Annotated in this window: 15 protein-coding genes; 13 read left to right on the forward strand and 2 right to left on the reverse strand. The window is 39.4% G+C overall.

The features are described from left to right. Positions 1–356 precede the first annotated feature (356 nt). The 9 genes from SNE25_RS07275 to SNE25_RS07315 all read left to right on the forward strand — a co-directional run bounded on the left by SNE25_RS07275 (position 357) and on the right by SNE25_RS07315 (position 13,481). Positions 357–2,822 (forward strand): TonB-dependent receptor, encoded by a 2,466-nt coding sequence (locus tag SNE25_RS07275; RefSeq protein ID WP_321564436.1) that lies wholly within the window; start codon positions 357–359, stop codon positions 2,820–2,822. Positions 2,823–2,829: 7 nt separating this feature from the next. Next, positions 2,830–4,017 (forward strand): PepSY-associated TM helix domain-containing protein, encoded by a 1,188-nt coding sequence (locus SNE25_RS07280; RefSeq protein ID WP_321564437.1) that lies wholly within the window; start codon positions 2,830–2,832, stop codon positions 4,015–4,017. 131 nt (positions 4,018–4,148) lie between these two features. Beyond that, complete coding sequence (locus SNE25_RS07285; protein WP_321564438.1) at positions 4,149–4,490, forward strand: ArsR/SmtB family transcription factor; 342 nt, start codon at positions 4,149–4,151, stop codon at positions 4,488–4,490. Then, on the forward strand, positions 4,477–4,977 hold the full coding sequence (locus SNE25_RS07290) for an SRPBCC family protein (protein WP_321564439.1): 501 nt from the start codon (positions 4,477–4,479) through the stop codon (positions 4,975–4,977). The genes SNE25_RS07285 and SNE25_RS07290 overlap by 14 nt, the downstream gene beginning before the upstream one ends. 75 nt (positions 4,978–5,052) lie before the next feature. After that, positions 5,053–5,904, forward strand: a complete 852-nt coding sequence (locus tag SNE25_RS07295; RefSeq protein WP_321564440.1) for an AraC family transcriptional regulator — start codon at positions 5,053–5,055, stop codon at positions 5,902–5,904. A 75-nt stretch (positions 5,905–5,979) separates the two neighbouring features. Further along, a complete protein-coding gene (locus SNE25_RS07300) occupies positions 5,980–6,690 on the forward strand; it encodes an SIP domain-containing protein (RefSeq protein ID WP_321564441.1) in 711 nt (236 codons plus the stop codon). Between the two features lie 584 nt (positions 6,691–7,274). Continuing rightward, positions 7,275–8,573, forward strand: coding sequence for a glucosidase family protein (locus SNE25_RS07305; protein ID WP_321564442.1), 1,299 nt, complete (start codon positions 7,275–7,277; stop codon positions 8,571–8,573). Between the two features lie 215 nt (positions 8,574–8,788). Continuing rightward, positions 8,789–11,887 carry a SusC/RagA family TonB-linked outer membrane protein gene (locus SNE25_RS07310; RefSeq protein WP_321564443.1) on the forward strand — a complete coding sequence of 1,033 codons (3,099 nt, stop codon included), beginning with the start codon at positions 8,789–8,791 and terminating at the stop codon, positions 11,885–11,887. Positions 11,888–11,963: 76 nt separating this feature from the next. Continuing rightward, positions 11,964–13,481: a RagB/SusD family nutrient uptake outer membrane protein gene (locus SNE25_RS07315; protein ID WP_321564444.1), complete on the forward strand. Its 1,518-nt coding sequence runs from the start codon at positions 11,964–11,966 to the stop codon at positions 13,479–13,481. Positions 13,482–13,516: 35 nt separating this feature from the next. Here SNE25_RS07315 and SNE25_RS07320 read toward each other — a convergent pair whose 3' ends face one another. Then, on the reverse strand, positions 13,517–13,789 hold the full coding sequence (locus SNE25_RS07320; protein WP_321564445.1) for a hypothetical protein: 273 nt from the start codon (positions 13,787–13,789) through the stop codon (positions 13,517–13,519). Between the two features lie 333 nt (positions 13,790–14,122). Here SNE25_RS07320 and SNE25_RS07325 point away from each other — a divergent pair, with 333 nt between their 5' ends. The 3 genes from SNE25_RS07325 (at position 14,123) to SNE25_RS07335 (ending at position 16,783) form a co-directional block, all read left to right on the forward strand. After that, positions 14,123–14,488: a hypothetical protein gene (locus tag SNE25_RS07325; RefSeq protein ID WP_321564446.1), complete on the forward strand. Its 366-nt coding sequence runs from the start codon at positions 14,123–14,125 to the stop codon at positions 14,486–14,488. 90 nt (positions 14,489–14,578) lie between these two features. After that, complete coding sequence (locus SNE25_RS07330; protein WP_321564447.1) at positions 14,579–14,959, forward strand: chorismate mutase; 381 nt, start codon at positions 14,579–14,581, stop codon at positions 14,957–14,959. A 363-nt stretch (positions 14,960–15,322) separates the two neighbouring features. Continuing rightward, positions 15,323–16,783, forward strand: a complete 1,461-nt coding sequence (locus SNE25_RS07335; RefSeq protein ID WP_321564448.1) for a glycoside hydrolase family 30 protein — start codon at positions 15,323–15,325, stop codon at positions 16,781–16,783. A gap of 76 nt (positions 16,784–16,859) precedes the next feature. Here SNE25_RS07335 and purU read toward each other — a convergent pair whose 3' ends face one another. Further along, entirely contained in the window at positions 16,860–17,684 is an 825-nt protein-coding gene (gene purU / locus SNE25_RS07340) for a formyltetrahydrofolate deformylase (RefSeq protein ID WP_321564449.1), read from the reverse strand. A gap of 147 nt (positions 17,685–17,831) precedes the next feature. On the opposite strand from purU, the gene SNE25_RS07345 reads away from it, so the two are divergent. Then, the gene (locus tag SNE25_RS07345) at positions 17,832–18,239 is read left to right on the forward strand and encodes a hypothetical protein (RefSeq protein WP_321564450.1); all 408 of its coding nucleotides are present in this window, start codon (positions 17,832–17,834) and stop codon (positions 18,237–18,239) included. The last annotated feature ends 7 nt before the right edge of the window (positions 18,240–18,246 follow it).

An 18,246-nucleotide genomic window follows, 5' to 3' on the forward strand; every position in this document is an offset into this window, starting at 1 on the left:
GGAATGTCTTTTTTATTGTGTCAGATTTGTAGGTATGGAGTTTAAGGTTTTGGTAACCCCGGATGGTTAAGATAAAAGCTGAAAATATATTCTTCCCTTGCATCATAGAGAATGATTTAAGGTGCATCACATCATCTATTGGTTAACAAATTACGTCAAAAGTAATGTTCATTATATTCACTCAGTAGTGTTCATGTTATTCATTTCAAGATGGAAGGTTCATTTAAGCAGTAAACATGGCTATGCTTTTATACCAGCAGTTTACTTAAACGTTTAAATACTTTTTGTAATTATTTTGAATGATTCTAAATAATTTAGCTTTCTTTGCATTAATTTAGACTCAATCCAAATAATAAATGAAAACTTTTCCCCTGCTGCTCTTATTTTTAACACTTACATTATCGACACAAATCTTACAAGCCCAACAACAAAATGCTACTATCACCGGAAAGGTTGTAACAACAGACAATAAGCCCGCCGAAGCTGTTTCGGTTGGTTTAGCCGGAACAACAAAAGGCGCCATCACCAAGTATAATGGGGAGTTTACAATAGTAAACGTACAACCTGGCAATTATAGCCTGGTATTTACCGGCATTGGTTATAAAAAACTTACAAAACACATTACACTTACCGATGGGCAAACCGCAAAAATTACGGTTACCATGAACGATGACGAACAACAGCTGCAGGTTGTTGAAATTACCGGCCGTAAAGAAAAAACCTATAAAACCACGGCCACTTTTATTGGTAATAAAACGCAGACGGATATTAAAGACCTGCCCCAATCGGTATCATATGCCAGTAAAGAGCTGATCTCAGATCTTGGCGCTACACGTATAGGCGATGTGGTTAAAGTATTTAGCGGTGTTAACCAGTTTACTACCTATGATGACCTTACCATACGTGGGTTCAGGGTAAATGGCGGGAGCAACACTCAGCTGTTAAACGGACTGCGCACCAGTACTGGTTTCTGGAAACAACCATTGACAAACTATCTGGAAAGGGTAGAGGTTTTAAAAGGCCCGTCATCGGCATTATACGGTAACGCCAGCCCGGGTGGTGTGGTTAACCGGGTTACCAAAAAACCACTTAATGAAACCCGCCAAACCGTCAGTTTTTCATTAGGAAGTTTCAATACCTTCAGAGCTTTGAGTGATTTTACCGGTCCAGCTAACAAAGACAGCTCACTACTTTATCGCCTCAATTTGGGTTACGAAGATGCCAACTCATTCCGCGATTTACAGTTTGATAAAAATATTATTGTGGCGCCTTCATTGTCATTTGTGGCATCACCTAAAACGCGCATCAATTTTGACCTGGTGTATAATAACTCCAAAAGCCGTTTAGACAGGGGGCAATCAACCCGTATGAATGATCTTTATTCAACCCCTTCTTCACTATCCATCAATACCGGGAATGACAGGTTGAATGAACAAACCTACATCGTTACACTTTCGGGCAGCCACCAGTTTAATGATAAGCTGAGCTTTAACGCTGCTTATTCAAAAACAGGTTATCAGGAAGATCTTTACGAGCACCGTAGTGCCAATGCTTACGCAGTTGATGGTAATAACACCGCTATACCAAACCTTGTTGCCATGCAAATATTTTCAAGGGTGCGTAAACGTTATGTTGATAATTTTAGCGGTTATTTTAATTATAAAGACAATACCGGCATACTGGAACATAACATTGTGGCCGGGTATGATTATGGTAGCGAAAAACTGCCCGTTGGCGCATCACAGTTAACAGCTTCGGGATATCGCAATGCCGCTAATAACGGAAGCATCGGTAGTTATGACCCTACCAAAAAAGCCAACTATTTACTGGATAAAAATGGCAACCCGGTTCCTAACGTGCCATCATTTAATCTTGACGATGTTTTAAACTCACAGCGCATGCAGGATGACAGCAAAGACTTTTTTGCCCAGGTTGCTGTTGATCCTACCTATTATTATCTGAATGCCGGTTATGTGCAGGATCAGATAAAGCTGGGTAAATTCCAGGCATTGTTAGGCGTACGCTATGAATACTATACCGATTTTGCCAACTATAAAAAGTCTACAGAGGCAAAAACTCATTCCAGCGCATGGTTGCCAAGGTTTGGTTTAGTGTATACTGCCAATAGTAATATTAATTTTTATGGTACTTATGTAGAAGGATACAATCCGCAAACAGCATCTACACTATCAAATCCAAATGCCGGTGGTCCGTTTAAACCATTAACCAGCAATATGATTGAGTTTGGTGCTAAAAGCAGCTGGTTAAATGACATGCTTACCATAAGCACCGCTGTGTACCAGATTGATCAGAACAATACACTTTACAATGCCAATGTTCCAGATCAGCCCGATTTGTTGAGACAGGTAGGTAAAGAGCGTTCAAAAGGTATCGAGTTTGATATTGCCGGTCGTATTACTCCAAACTGGAGCATTTTAGCATCATACGCTTATAGCGATGCCAAAATTACACAAAGCCTTATCCCTGCCGAAGTTGGTCAGCAAAAGCCAAACGCGCCAAAAAACATGGCTAACATCTGGACCCGTTATAATGTAAACCGCGGATTATTTAACGGGTTGGGTATTGGCGCCGGCGCTAACTATGTAGATAAACGTTCGCTATCACTTAATCTTGCGCAGGGCATACCAAACTATACATTGGTAAACGCTGCACTATATTATCAGGTGGGCAAGGTGCAATTACAGTTTAATGCAAATAACATTACCAATAAAAAATACTGGGTTGGCGGTTATGATTACTTAAGGCTGTTCCCGGGAGCGCCGTCTAACTACCTGTTAACATTAAATTACACTATTAAATAATATCAGCTTGAAAAGGTTTAAAGCAATAGCAGGCTGGCTGCACTTATGGATAGGTCTTGTAACCGGTATTGTAGTGGTAATTATTTCGGTTACCGGCTGTATACAGGTATTTGACGAGGAACTGTTTGAGCTTTTTCATCATGATTTAGTTAATGTTAAAGAAACCGGCCCTGCAAAGCCGGTTTCTGAGTTGCTGATCATTGCTCAAAATGCAGTTGGCAAAAAAAAGCCTGTTACTAACATTAAAATAAACGAGGCAGGCCATAGTTATGTGTTTTCGGCTTCAAAAGATAATAAGCCAACCGATATAGGATGGACCTATTTTAGTCAGTTTAAGTATAACTACGATATTTATATCAACCCTTATACTGGTAAGGTACTTGCAGTGGTTGATCCGAGATATGAGTTTTTTAATGTTGTTGAACAATTGCACAGACAGCTTTTGCTTGTAAAACCGGTGGGTAGTGTTGTTGTGGGAACATGCGTATTGCTTTTTTTGATCATGCTTATAACAGGTTTTATTTTATGGTTACCCAAGAATTATAAACAGCTAAAACAAAACATAACTATTAAGTGGAAGGCTAAGTGGAAGCGTGTTAATTATGATATCCATAACAGTTTTGGTTTTTATGTATTGCCAGTAGCCATGATCATCGCCATAACCGGATTGGTATGGTCATTCACCTGGTGGGAGAACGGTATCTTTAAAATATTAGGCTCACCATCTGGAAAAATTGTATTAACCCGTAAAGCCCCGGTTAAAGCTAAAACTGATACTGCTGCAAAAAATACTATAGATTTAATCTATAATACTATGCAGCATAAAATAGGTAATAACTATAAAGCTATTGGTATTAACTTGCCAAATAAAAAAAGTAACGCGGTAATGGTATATACTTATGGTAACAGGATAGATAGCTGGCGTAACATGAGCTACTATTACTTCGATAGCCACACAGGTAAAATGTTTGATAAGCTGGAGCAATTGAATAAACCACTTGCGCTAAAATGGCGAAACTCAAATAAGGATATCCATACCGGCCGCATATATGGCTGGCCTACCCAGGTATTGGCATTTGTAGCGAGTTTAGTTTGTGCCTCATTACCCATAACCGGCTTTTTAATATGGTGGGGTAAACAAAAAAAGAAAAAGAAGAAACCTGTTATGAAGCTGGTCGAACCCTCATTAACTTAATTTCGATAACCTTTGCCACCGCTTAGCCATTCAGTAATACTGAATGGCTTTTTTATTTAATAGATTTTTTTTAAAAAAAAACTTGCGCAACCAAATTGTTGCATTTATATTTGCAACCAAATGATTGCATAATGATTATAAGAAGGGACGTATATCAGGCAATTGCCGATCCGACAAGGCGCGAAATAATAGAAAGGATATCTCAGCAACCGCTGAATTTAAACGCCGTGGCCGAAACGTTTGACATTAGCCGGCAGGCAGTTTCCAGGCATATTAAGATATTAATGGAATGTGAGCTGGTTGTTATCAGGCAAAAGGGAAGAGAGCGGTATTGTGAGGCCAAACTAGAAAAACTTCATGAAGTGGCCGATTGGGTAGATCAGTATAAAAAACACTGGCTATCGAGGTTTAAAGCACTTGATAATTATTTAACCGAAATACAAACCAATACTAAAACAGATGAAAACAAGTAACACAACAGAGGTGGCAAATACTAAGGATGAAGTATTTATTACACATATTTTTAATGCACCCAGGGAAGTAGTATTTAAAGCCTGGACAGAGCCGGAACAATTACTGCGCTGGTTTGCTCCCGATGGCTGCACTATCGACTTTAAAAATATCAATGTGCAAACAGGTGGTACTTTTCACTCCTGTATTCACGACCCCCAATTTGGCGACTGTTGGTGTAAAGGCACTTATCTGGAAGTTATTTATCCCGAAAAGCTCGTGTACACAATGGCGCTTACTGACGAACATGGCAATGATCTGGAATCTGCAGTCGACGCTGGTAAGGATGCTAATATGCCCAGGGAAACTGTATTGACGGTTACTTTTGCCGAATATGGTAATCAAACCAAACTTACCCTCCACCAGACCATGCCCGAGGACATTGCGAAACAAACAGGCGCTTATCAAAGCTGGATCAAAATGCTCCATAAGCTGGAAGAACTCGTTTAAGCGGTGGATTAAAATTTTAGTTATTTTATTTCCATTGATAGCTTTTTAATCAAATAGCCATAAATTGCCCTGCTCATGAAAGATATTCCGGTACATCAGCTAAAAGAGCGGGTAAACACAGGCCTGGAGATAAGGCGTTTTGTTGCCGGTGAGGTGCCCAAGAAATACGAAAACCTGGGTGCCCACCGTGACGATCACTATATTTTTTTTGTAATTGAAGATGGTGCGGCATCACTGATGATAGATTTTCATGAATTGTCTTTCTCTTCGTCTACACTTTATTATATCTTACCAGGGCAGGTACATCATCGTATCCGTAATGAAGTAGGTTGTGGCTGGTTCATCGCTATTGATTCACTGCTGATATCGCCCGATTATCGTAATGTATTTGAAAGCAGGCTGCAGCTGCAGCAACCATATCCCTTAAATGAGGAGCAATTGAAATTGTGTACCGGTATCCTGAGCCTCATGTGTGAAAAATATCAGGAAGAAAATCCTGGTCCTTTTTATCTGCAGGTAGTACATTCCCTCTTGCAATCATTTGTAGGTATAGCCGCGGGTTGTTATAGTGATTTTGATAAACAGCATAATTTACTATCAAGACCAGATCAATTGGCGCAGCAATTTAAAAAACTACTGCTAACAAATATCAGGCAGATTAAAAGTCCATCTGCATATGCTGCTATGCTTCATGTTTCTGAAACCTATTTAAATGAAGCATTGAAAAAGGTAACAGGCTTTTCGGTAAGTTACTGGATACAGCAGGAAATAGTGCTTGAAGCCAAGCGATTACTTTATTACAGCGAAATGAATGTAAAGGAAATTGCTCATGCGCTGGGGTATGAAGATCATACTTATTTTTCGAGATTGTTTAAAAAGGTGGAAGGTACTACGCCTTTACTATTCAAATCAGATTACCGTAAATAGTCCAATAATTACCGTGAGTGTGTTATTGTTTTACGGTAAATAAGCCGGTTTCTTTGTATTATAAAAATAATACACATGGAAACATCCACTTTTCAAAAAATCAGAAAAAAAGCCGGAAAACTGTTTGATCACAAATTGCAAACCGGCTGGGTGCTCGAAGTAAGGCAATGGGAACCCTCAACACTTATAGAGGTTGATTTGCATTTGCCCATGGCTAATATTGCGCAATGGAATGAAGTACCTTATATAAAATTCAAGGTTGACGACCTTACCTTCAGAGACTATACCCCATCGGGTTGGGATGCTGAAACCTGCACCTGTACAATTTATGTAGATGCCGCTCATCATGGTCCCGGCAGCCGATGGTCAAAACAACTAAAAAAGGGCGATACGGTGAACTATCTTAAAATAGGTACCACCCACCACAAACCGGTAGCCACGTCGGCGGTGGTTGCCCTGGGAGATGAAAGCAGTATGGGCCATTTGCTGGCCCTGCAGAAAATGGTATTGCCCGATACCCGGTTTTCTGGCAGCCTGGTAATCGGTAACGAGCATCATCGCAGGCTATTCCACGAATATTTTTGGTCGCCATTGGAGCCGGTCGCGCGTAAAGACATATATGGCCACCACAGTTTAATGGAATGGGTGCTTAACCAGCACTACAGCCTTGAGAATACTGTTTTTTATTTGGCCGGTAACAATACAATGGTGGCACAACTGCGTAAGCTGCTTAAGCACCAGGGATACCCATCCGGGCAAATTAAATTGCAAGGTTTTTGGTCGTAGTACAACTTCCGGATTAGCAGTATATCAATTCGCCTGCGGCGGGGTATACTGCTATCTCTGTCTCCTTCTCCGGATCTTACTCCAAGATCTCATAGTAGTATATCGTCCTTCTGCCTACTGATTAGTCTAAAGTTTTTATTGCATTTACTTAAGTATTCTTTCTGAATTTTTCATGAAGAATAAATTGAAATACTTGCGGTATGCAATTACTTAAGGTGTTCTTGGCAATACATAAAACTAAAATATTAGTTTTATGTATCCTCATAAATTGATATGCAGATACATATTTATTGTATAAACTCAATTAAGTACAAGGCAATAAATGTGCGTAAATTACCCTTAAACGATTAAGTTTAAATTTTTTGCAGGTTTTTCGTAACAAATAGTTTACCTTTAATAACCAAAACATAAAGCAGCTAAAAATTAACCTGAAAAATTAACCGTTTTTTAATCTTAAAAAGTTTGGAAATGTATTTAATGTATGTATGTTTGTACATATATCTAATGTAACCAATTTTTTACAAAAAGTGTTTTTTCACATTTAAATACGCTTTTTAACCGAGTATCACATTTAAATCGCCTGCATGAAAATACGTGTACCTGCTGTTTTTATATTCTTATGTCTGTTTTATCTGAACACAAAAGCGCAGGTAGTTAATAATACTGCGCTTGCAAATACCATACTCACCGATACCCGCTTGGATACTATACAGGGCAGGGCTTTAAATTTACTTTCAGGATTTTCGGCAGGCACATCCTACAATGAAGTATGGATACGTGATTTTAACACCTTTATAAAAGGGTCATTAAAAGTACATCCCAAGGAAAAGGTAAAAGAAATGCTCCTGATGTTTTTTAAGATCCAAGGCGATGATGGCAATATAGTTGATGGGGTAGTTGATAGTGCAAAGGCAGGAGTGGGCTATAAATACAGATATTCGAGGTTACTTCCTGGCTGGGCCGCTCACAAAAATACAGTTGAAACTGATCAGGAATCATCGTTAATACAAGCAGTAAAAAAATATATTGACCTTACAGGTGACGGCTCCATACTTACTGAGGTTATCGGTGCTAAAACGGTTCTGCAAAGAATGGAAGGTGCTTTTGCCTATATCCGCAAAGATAGATGGTCTGAAAAATATGGTCTGGTTACCGGAGCTACTACAATCGATTGGGGCGACGTGCAACCTGAAACCGGTTGGGGAGTGGCTATAAATGACAAAACCAAATGGGCCATTGATATTTACGATAATGCCATGTACGTGATAGCTATTCATGATTTCCTGTCTATAAAACCTAAAGATTATAAAACGAGGGAAAACTGGGCCTCTGTAGCGGCAACTATTAGAAAGAACGTACGCAAATACCTGTGGATGCCGGCGGCTCAAAAATATCTGCCTCATATTTATTTAAATGGCAGCCCGTTTTCAAAGGACTTTAACGAGAACGAAATTTTATACACCGGCGGATCTATATGCGCAATAATGGCCGGATTTAATACCCCTTCAGAAATCAAAGAAATAAACAGGCAAATGCTGGCCGCCGCAGCAAAGGAAAAGCATGCCACTATCGGGATAACCGTTTATCCGCCTTATCCCAAAGAACAGTATCCCAATATGCATCCTTATAATTATCAAAATGGCGGAGACTGGACATGGTTTGGCGGACGCATGACCGGCGCCCTGGTTGCAAATGGTTTGGTAAAGGAGGCATATGCTGGATTAACACCAATGATTGACCGTGCAATTGCAAACAAGGGCTTTTACGAGTGGTATGATGTGCAAACAGGGGCCCCCAAAGGTTCGGGCGATTTCAGGGGGGAAGCGGGGGTTTTGTTTGATGCAATTACAGTTTTAAATCAGTGGGCTATTAAAAATAAGTAAACTAATTAATATTGTAAATATTTAGAAACCAAGTACTTAAAATTAAATTTCATGAAAAAAAATAATGTCACAAAGGCAGCAGGAGATGCTTTGTGCTTTTTTAAGCAACATTTATGCCTCCAGTATTGCTGCCTGCCGCCGTAGTTAATACAGGTTTCGAATATCCTATGTGATATCTTCTTAAAGAATCAATTCCCATATTTTAAATTAATGTTATGAAGAAAAAACTTATCTACTCAATCCTGTTTTCGCTATTATCTCTGCAGGTAATGGCCCAGATTAAAATTAGCGGAAAGGTTACCAGTTCGCAAGACAACTTACCTTTACCCGCGGTAAGCATCAAAATAAAAGGCACGGCTGCCGGTACGCTTACAGATGCCAATGGTAATTATACCATACAGCTAACAAATGCCAATAGTGTTTTAGTGTTTTCATACACCGGTTTTGCTACACAGGAAGTAAATACCGCAGGCAAAAGCACAATAGACGTTAAATTACAAGAAACATCAAGCGCTCTTAATGAAGTAGTAGTAATTGGTTATGGTACAGCAAAAAAATCTGACCTTACCGGTTCTGTAACTACTGTTAAGGCCGAACAACTGCTCGACAAACCCGTGCCTAACTTATCACAGGCGTTACAGGGTAAAGTTGCAGGTGTTGATGTAAGTGTTAACAGTAATGCACCAGGTGCTGCCGCAAAGGTGCGTATCAGGGGTATCGGTTCCGTCAACTCAAATATTGACCCTACTTATGTGGTTGACGGTGTAGTTGGTGTTGACCCTAACTCTATCAATCCTAATGATATCGCATCTATCGAAGTTTTGAAAGATGCGTCGTCAACAGCAATTTACGGTGTACGTGGCGCCAATGGCGTGGTCATGGTAACTACCAAACGTGGCCGCAAAGGAGCAACTACCATTAGCTATGAAGGAAATGTAAACAGGAGTGATTTGTATCGTTCTGTGCCAACACTTAATTCTAAAGAGTTTGTTGACATTTACAATCAATCATTTGCCAATGGTGCAAAATTTGACCCTACCGGTGCTGTTCAAACACCAGCAAAGGCGTTAAACCACACCAATTTCCCTTTACTGTTTGATACCAATAACAATCCTATTTATGATACTAACTGGGAAAAGGAAACTTACAAACCGGTTTATTCACAAAGCCATCAATTGAATGTTCAGGGTGGCAGCGAAAAATCTGTTTATAGTTTATCATTAGGCTATCTTAACCAAAATGGCTTAACACCAACCTCTAACTTTAAACGCTATTCAGTTAAAATGACTATGGATAACGATGTTAAAGATTGGTTGAAACTTGGTGGAAGCATCAACGGTGTTTTTAGCCGTCAGCGTTTAGTGTCAGACGGTAATGGCGGTTTGAACGTCCCTCGTGCTGTGAGCGAAGAAGTGCCAATTGTGCCGGTTAAATATCCTGACGGTACCTGGGCTGGTAACTATGATATTGCCGGTTTAGAAGGTGCTCCAAACCCTGTACAAACTTCAAATGAGCGTTATGCACTTAACAACACATTACAGGTTTTAGGTAACATTTATGCTCAAATCAAGATCTCATCTGAACTTGATTTCAAAACAGACTTTGGTTATACCCTTGCCTCACAAAAAAATGATTTATATTCGGGTTTAAACTTACAGCACATGTCTGCCGATCAGGGTGGTGTTGCAAGTATCAATTCCAATACAAACTATTTCTGGCAAACTGAAAACTACCTTACCTGGAACAAAAAAATCAATGACCACCAAAGATTTACAGCATTAGCTGGTATATCCTTCAGCAGGGCTGTGTATGAACGATCAAATGTAGAAACACAGAACTTTATTGATGATTTTTTTCAATATAACAACCTTGGTGCAGGTTCTGTAAGAAGCGTGTCTACTTCTGATGAAAACCCAAGTGTTCCGGGGGCGCTTTATCCAGGCTCTTTAAACTCGTACTACGGTCGTATCAGCTATAATATTGATGAGAAGTATTTATTCACTGCAACCGGTCGTTATGATGGTTCATCAAGGTTCAGCAGCAAAAATAAATTCGCTTTCTTCCCATCAGTAGGTGCCGCATGGCGCGTATCTCAGGAAGATTTCCTGAAAAACAGTGAAACGGTATCTAACTTGAAATTAAGGGCCAGTTTTGGCTACACAGGTAACCAGGAAATTGGTAACTACCGTTCATTAGCTCAGTATGGCACAGGTCAAACTGCGCAAGGTGGACAAGCGGTTATCTCTTTATTACCGAGCTACCTGGGTAACCCTGACCTGAAATGGGAAAGAACCCGCCAGATAGATGGTGGTATCGAGTTAGGTTTATTCCACGGTCGTGTTAATTTAGATGCCGATTACTATCAACGTACTACTACCGACATCTTATTACAGGCACCTATTCCATGGAGTGCAGGTTTTACCACAGCAAACGTTTATAAAAACGTAGGTTCGATGAAAAACTCAGGTGTTGAATTAAGCTTAAGCACTGTGAACGTTAAAAGTTCAGATTTTGAGTGGGTAACCAATTTTATATTTGCAGCTAACCAAAACAAAGTTACCAAACTGAATGATGGTGGTGCCGATATATTCCCTGGCCCGAACTTCTTAGGACAAAACTATGTAATACGTGTTGGCGCGCCAATAGGCTCATTTTATGGTATGACCCGTTTAGGAACCTATGGCGACAATGCAGCTGATATTGCTGAAGCCGCTAAACATGGTTTAAAAGCAGGTGACCGTAAATACATTTACAATGCCGATGGTAGCAATTATTATAGCATTATCGGTCGTTCAAATCCAAAATGGACTGGTAACTTTAACAGTACCATCAAATACAAAAACTGGGATTTTTCATTTGATATCCGTTTTGTACAGGGCGTAAATACGGCTGCTAACTTTAAACACTCTTCTGAAGACAGGCAAACTATCTCAAACAGCTTAAAAACGGTATTGAATGGTTGGACTCCAACTAACCAGAACACCATGATTTCACAAGTGCGTAACTACAAATATGCACAGGATTCACACTTTGATACCTGGTGGGTTGAAGATGGTTCATTTATCCGCGGTCAAAATTTTGTGTTGGGCTACAGCTTACCGGCTTCTGTGTTGAAAAGCATGAACGTGAGCCGTTTCCGTATTTATGCAAGTGTTCAGAACCTGTTTGTTATTACTGATTATACAGGTTATGATCCTGAGGTTGATACGTTCAACACTGTTTATGGTTCAAACCCTGCATTTTCGCAGAACATCGACTTCTTTGCTAACCCACGTCCCCGCGTTTGGAACTTAGGTGTGCAGGTAGGATTTTAAAACTTGTGGTATGATTAACAACGATAGAAAAACAGTAGCGAAGGATTTATTAACAACCACCTAAAATCAAATGAAAATGAAAACATTAAAAAATATATTAGTAGCAACCTGCCTGGTACTTTCATGCTCGTCATGCAAAAAGTTTTTGGAAGAGCATCCTAAGTCTGTACTAACGCCGGATGCCGATCTTTCAAGTGCAAAAGTAGCCCGGGCGTTGGCTAATGGCGCCTATCAAAACTTCTCTGGTATATTGTCTGGCCAGGATGGCTCATACGGTGGTAACACCTGGAACCTGATGGAGTTTATGACAGGTAAAGCAAACAGCGATCTGGGCCAAACCGGCTTTGTAAGCTTCCAGACACTTACCTATAGCAATACATCATTCTATATGGATACCTGGTGGAGACAAATGTACCTGGGTATAGGTGCAACCAACTTAGCCATTCAAAGAATACCGCTTATTAATGCACCCGGTTTAACTGATGAAGCTAAAAACAACATGATTGCAGAAGCCCGTACCATGCGTGCATTGTACTACTTCTTCCTGGTACGTCTGTATGGTGCCGTTCCTAAAATTATTGAACCACCAAAGGATCTTAATCTTCAGGTTCCGCGTGTACCGGCTAAACAAATCTATGATGAAGTGATCATCCCTGACCTGCTGGCTGCAGAAAAATCAACCCTGCCATGGAAAGATGCTACCGGTAAAGTGTCAATGGGGGCAATAGAGTCAATTTTAGCCGATGTGTATTTAACTTATGCAGGCGCAGCTATCAATGGCGGTGCCGCTGCTTATACCGAATCAGCTAAACGTTCATTAAATGTAATTCAAAATGGTGGCTATACCCTGTTCCCGAATTATACCGATATGATTGTACCTGCAAACAAAAATACAGGTGAGTTTATTTTACAGGTACAGTACGCAGCATCTGTTCCAATTAACAACCCACTTACCGCGCTTACTATTCCTAACTTTTCAGGGATATCTAAATACTCAGACGAGTATGGTTCAGTTTGGCCAACAGATCAGTTCATTGCATCGTTCCCAGCTGGTGATAAGCGTGTTGCTGAAAAGCAATTCTTTTACACTAACTATGTGAGTGCAAAAACTGGTCAGCTTGTCACTTTTAAAAACCATTACATTTACAAATATTTTGATGTAAATGCAGTAACCAACACTGCCAAGTCAGATTTGAACTACTCTGTTTATCGTTTAGCAGATGTTTACCTGATGTATGCGGAAGCATCAAACCGTGCAGGTGGTCCAAATGCAAACGCTATCGCTTACGTAAATGCTATCCGTGCAAGAGCAAATCTTGCTCCGTTGACTGGTGCTGTAACAGCTTCTCAGGATTTATTTGAGCAGGAAGTTTGGATACAACGTTACTACGAGCTTTGCTTTGAAAACAAAATGTGGTTTGACATGATCCGTACCCGCAAAATACATAATGATGTTACCGGTGCATGGGACAATTTTGTAGGTCATAAAACAGTGTTTAATGCTACATATAGTGAAAAGCAATTACTGTTCCCTTTACCAAAACAGGAAACAGATGTTAACCCTAAATTATTACCTAATAACCCAGGTTTTTAATTAGTAAAGGTTAATTTATAAACAAAAGGGCCGGTTTATTTACCGGCCCTTTTGTTTTTGTTGATTTGTTCGATAGCAATATTTTCTGCCTGTTTTATTTTTTGCTTTACCTTACTAAAAAGGAGCTCGCTTCTGCCTGTAACATTTTGTTCATCATCATCATGCCACCAGTGGAACAATTGTGATATATCACTGCTCATATGCGGATGTTGCAATAACAGCGTATCCAGCTCATCTAATTCCTTTTCAGAAGCCTCATTAACTAACTTTTTAGTCGCCAGGTTCCAGATGTGATCTTCAATAGTCATACAGCAGTAGGTTACTTTGGGTTTACAGGCAGATGCACTTATATAGTAAAATGCGTGCCATAGTAATAATATATTGATTAATAGATGTTTATTTTAAAGTTATGTTGCACTTGATGTGCGAATTCGTACAAACTGTTCGCTTTTAAACTTCGATGAAAGTTTGTTTCATGGTTGAGGTAGTGTGTTTTTTAAGAAGTTTAAAAATATAGTACTATGTATTGTATAGTACTGTGTTTTATATTAACTTTGTTAAGTTTTGCATCTGATTATTAAACTATCCAGGTGTGGGAATAATAATATAGCATAGTCATTAAAAAATAATACACATAAATCATGAAAAAAGCACACATCACTATGGTTGCCCTGGTATTTATTATCTCGGTAACTGCCTGCAAATTTGGAAAAAGGCACACCACCATTATGGAAAATGGTAATGGCAATACAGTAAAAATAGAGTATTGGGGGCAAACCTATTTTAATGCCGAAGGCACAGCAATTAAAAGTATTTCGCCAAATGGCTCTGTAAAATACACCCGTGACGATAAAACATTAATAGCCGAGAGTGATTATCGCGGTAAAATTACTTACGAACTGAATGATGGCGAAAAACAAACCACGCTTGATGAAAGTGGAAAGGAGTTTTTAGCGCAAGCCGTTAAGGATATGATCAGACACGGACATAACGCAGATGGCCGGTAAGTAAAAAACAGGTATGCGCCATACCTGTTTTTTTTATTATTGAAAACAGTTATAATATTTAAGAGGTTTATTTGTTAAAACTTTATGGAAATGAAATTTTATAGCCGCGTATTAGGTGTATTTTTAGTAACCTTATTTAATTATAGTTTAGTTAGCGCACAAACAACACCAATGAAAGCCACCAAAAGCACTGATCAATCCTTGCAAGTAAGCCGAAAAAAAATTGATTCCCTTGATAAAGCACTCATAGCCCTGGTAGGCGAACGGGAAAGAGTTGTAAAAGAAATTGGTATTTATAAAGCTAAAAATAATATCCCCTCGCTGCAGGCCGACCGTTTTAAACAGGTACTTGAAAAGAGCATTGAGGCAGGAAAAAAAGAAGGGTTGTCAGCAACTTTTATAACTGAACTGATGAACGCTATTCATAAAGAAAGCTTGCGGATAGAAGATGAGATTAAGGCTCAAAAGTAATATCATATAACCAAACCTGTTGTGGCTTTGACTACAGGGGTAACATGAACACCAGCGATATATAGAACACGTTAAAGTTTGTATCAAAAAAGCAGGTTTCATCTAAATATGATAATTGTATTTAACCGCATCAAAAATTAATTCTATCTGTTAGTTTCAATAACGGAACTTGTTGATTATGAGAATTTTTGAAAAATAGATAATTGTTAGTAAACCGTATCATTTTCGTATCAAGTAATTATAAATCAATTATTTATGCAAGTCTTCTTGTTTTATTTTCATTAACTTTAATAAATTTGAAACGCCGGAAATGTTAAATTTTTGCACTAACCAAGCCTGGCTTTCCTGATTACGTTAAATTACATGAAGAAAGAACTTTTGATTGCCTGCTGTATAGCGGGTAGCTTAGCACGGGCTGGCTCTGTAAATGCTCAGAGTAACGCATCATTTTCTGTCGATAACAAATCGGTTAAAGTGATCGTTTCTGAAAAGGAAGCCGGTTATAAGCTTACACCAACAGAAACACTTCAATTTACTGATAAACCACAACCGGCTGAAACGGAAGTATCCGTTTTTGTTGATCCGTCAAGGTCATTTCAAACTATGCTGGGCATTGGCGGCGCTTTAACCGATGCCGTTGCCGAGACCTTTTATAAACTGCCTAAAGACAAGCAAAAAGAATTTTTAACCGCTTATTATGATCAGGATAAAGGTATTGGGTATACCCTGGCGCGCACCAATATTCAAAGCTGTGATTTTTCGAGCGCGAGCTACAGTTATGTTAAGGAAGGTGATGCCGATCTGAAAACATTTGACATCAGCCATGATAAAACCTATCGTATTCCATTTATAAAAGCAGCTATTGCTGCTGCAGGAGGTAAATTAAACCTGTTTGTTTCGCCATGGAGCCCACCGGCTTTTATGAAAGATAACAATGATGTACTGCATGGGGGCAAACTCAAGCCCGAATTTGACCAAAGCTGGGCCAATTTTTATGTGAAATTTATAAAGGCTTATGAAAAAGAAGGTATCCCGGTATGGGGCCTTTCGGTACAGAATGAGCCTATGGCCAAACAAACCTGGGAGTCATGTATGTTCACCGCCGAAGAGGAGCGAGATTTTGTAAAGAACTTTTTAGGCCCAACTTTACATAAACAAGGTTTAGCTGATAAAAAACTAATTGTTTGGGATCATAACCGCGATTTGCTTTATCAGCGTGCCAGTACCATTCTGGAGGATCCGGAAGCTGCAAAATACGTTTGGGGTGTGGGCTTTCATTGGTATGAAACCTGGACCGGCGCGGGGCAGCAGTTTGAAAGCACCAGGCGCGTACATGAATCATTCCCTGATAAAAACCTGATATTTACGGAAGGGTGTATCGAGAAATTTGATATGGCCAGGATCAATGACTGGTCGCTGGGCGAAAGGTATGGCTTGTCAATGATCAATGATTTTAATGCAGGAACAGTAGGCTGGACAGATTGGAATACCCTGCTCGATGAAAAAGGTGGCCCTAATCACGTTGGCAATTTTTGCTTCGCACCAATTCATGCCGATACCAAAACAGGTAACCTGATCTATACAAGTTCATATTATTACCTGGGGCATTTTTCTAAATTTATTCACCCGGGAGCTAAACGTATAAGCGCTGTGGCCAGCAGGGATAAGCTGTTAACCACTGCTTATATCAATCCCGACGGTAAACTGGCTGTTGTGGTGATGAATCAAACCGACGAAAAAATAGAGTACAGTCTGTGGATAAAAGGCAAAGCCGCTAAAACCACCAGCCTGCCGCACTCTATTGCTACTTTGATAGTAGAATAACAAGCTTTTATTAATCAACTATATCTCAGCGAGGTGGTGGATCATTTATGGTCCACCATTATCATTTTAGGGTAGTTTAACTAAACACCACCGTTTTATTTTTATAAACAAAAACACGGTCTTCAAATACCATTTTTAGGGCGTTTGCCAATACGGCCGTTTCAATTTCCTGACCTGCTTTAACCATAGTAGCGGCAGTAAACGAGTGACTTACCGGAATAATCTGTTGAGCAATGATAGGCCCTTCGTCCAGCTGGTTCGATACAAAATGTGCCGTAGCCCCAATTAATTTTACGCCCCGCTCAAAAGCCTGCTTGTACGGATTGGCCCCAATAAACGCGGGTAAAAACGAATGATGAATATTAATAATGCGCATTGGGAACTTAGCTACAAAATCAGGCGATAAAATGCGCATAAACTTGGCCAGCACAATATAATCGGGATTGTATTGATATATTACATCGGTTATTTGCTGCTCAAGCTCCTGTTTGCTTAGCTGCTCATGCGATATATGGTAAAAGGGCATATCAAATCGTTCACAGATATCTTGCAAGGTAGCATGATTACCGATTACACCTTGTACCGTGGCTCCAAGTGTTTTAAAATAGTTACGAATCAATATATCAGCCAGGCAGTGATATTCCCTGGTAACCAATACCACTATTTTTTTATGAGGAATAGGATCTACCAGTATAATTGCACCAGATGGCAGCACCTCCTTTAAGGTGTCTTCAAGCCCGTTGGTATCACCGTCTTCAACCTCCAGGCGCACAAAAAACAAGTCCTCGGCTTTATCAACATGCTCACGCATAGAAACTATATTGAGTTGGTGCTGGGCAAGTATGGTGGCAATGGAACCAACCAAACCAACACGGTCTTTACACTGAATAACAATAATCATGGGTATAAAAGGTAATAAGCAAAAAAAGAAATCAGGCGTAATTTACAAACAGGTATTCTTTATGCAAATAATTATCTTAGTTTAAAATAATCATACTGTATCGTTTAAGTTTAGCCGCTCGTAATGAGTAATATAAACCTTATGTATATGATGAAATATTTTGTTTTATTAATAACCGTATGCGCGCTCTGCAGTGTATCTTCCTGTAATAAAGAAAAACTGCCGCACTCTGATTCTATTGTTGGCGAGTGGCGCTGGGTAAAATCTGTAGGCGGCATCGGGGGATTTACCCTAACACCAAAAACGGAAGGTTTTACACAAAAATGGGTATTCAATGCTGATAGTACTTTTAAATCCTTTAAAAATGATTCCCTGACCATTCAGGGTAAATTTTCCATAGTCAGAAATTACAAGTATTCTGAGTCGGAAACCGTTGATGTGTTAAAATGGGGTAACTCAATTGATGATTCTTTCGTTATTCGTAATGACACTCTTTTTACCAATAATATATTTATAAGCGACGGTTTTGGAAGCACTTACGTCAGAATAAAATAGGGCTTAA

Source organism: Mucilaginibacter sabulilitoris, assembly GCF_034262375.1.
GTDB lineage: Bacteria > Bacteroidota > Bacteroidia > Sphingobacteriales > Sphingobacteriaceae > Mucilaginibacter > Mucilaginibacter sabulilitoris.

Bases quoted from the DNA above. Each gene is read 5' to 3' on its own strand.
- SNE25_RS07335 (WP_321564448.1), top strand. From the start codon at position 15,323: ATGAAGAAAGAACTTTTGATTGCCTGCTGTATAGCGGGTAGCTTAGCA.
- SNE25_RS07290 (WP_321564439.1), top strand. From the start codon at position 4,477: ATGAAAACAAGTAACACAACAGAGGTGGCAAATACTAAGGATGAAGTA.
- SNE25_RS07310 (WP_321564443.1), top strand. From the start codon at position 8,789: ATGAAGAAAAAACTTATCTACTCAATCCTGTTTTCGCTATTATCTCTG.
- SNE25_RS07300 (WP_321564441.1), top strand. From the start codon at position 5,980: ATGGAAACATCCACTTTTCAAAAAATCAGAAAAAAAGCCGGAAAACTG.
- SNE25_RS07330 (WP_321564447.1), top strand. From the start codon at position 14,579: ATGAAATTTTATAGCCGCGTATTAGGTGTATTTTTAGTAACCTTATTT.
- purU (WP_321564449.1), bottom strand. From the start codon at position 17,684: ATGATTATTGTTATTCAGTGTAAAGACCGTGTTGGTTTGGTTGGTTCC.
- SNE25_RS07285 (WP_321564438.1), top strand. From the start codon at position 4,149: ATGATTATAAGAAGGGACGTATATCAGGCAATTGCCGATCCGACAAGG.
- SNE25_RS07325 (WP_321564446.1), top strand. From the start codon at position 14,123: ATGAAAAAAGCACACATCACTATGGTTGCCCTGGTATTTATTATCTCG.
- SNE25_RS07320 (WP_321564445.1), bottom strand. From the start codon at position 13,789: ATGACTATTGAAGATCACATCTGGAACCTGGCGACTAAAAAGTTAGTT.
- SNE25_RS07295 (WP_321564440.1), top strand. From the start codon at position 5,053: ATGAAAGATATTCCGGTACATCAGCTAAAAGAGCGGGTAAACACAGGC.
- SNE25_RS07315 (WP_321564444.1), top strand. From the start codon at position 11,964: ATGAAAACATTAAAAAATATATTAGTAGCAACCTGCCTGGTACTTTCA.
- SNE25_RS07275 (WP_321564436.1), top strand. From the start codon at position 357: ATGAAAACTTTTCCCCTGCTGCTCTTATTTTTAACACTTACATTATCG.
- SNE25_RS07345 (WP_321564450.1), top strand. From the start codon at position 17,832: ATGATGAAATATTTTGTTTTATTAATAACCGTATGCGCGCTCTGCAGT.
- SNE25_RS07305 (WP_321564442.1), top strand. From the start codon at position 7,275: ATGAAAATACGTGTACCTGCTGTTTTTATATTCTTATGTCTGTTTTAT.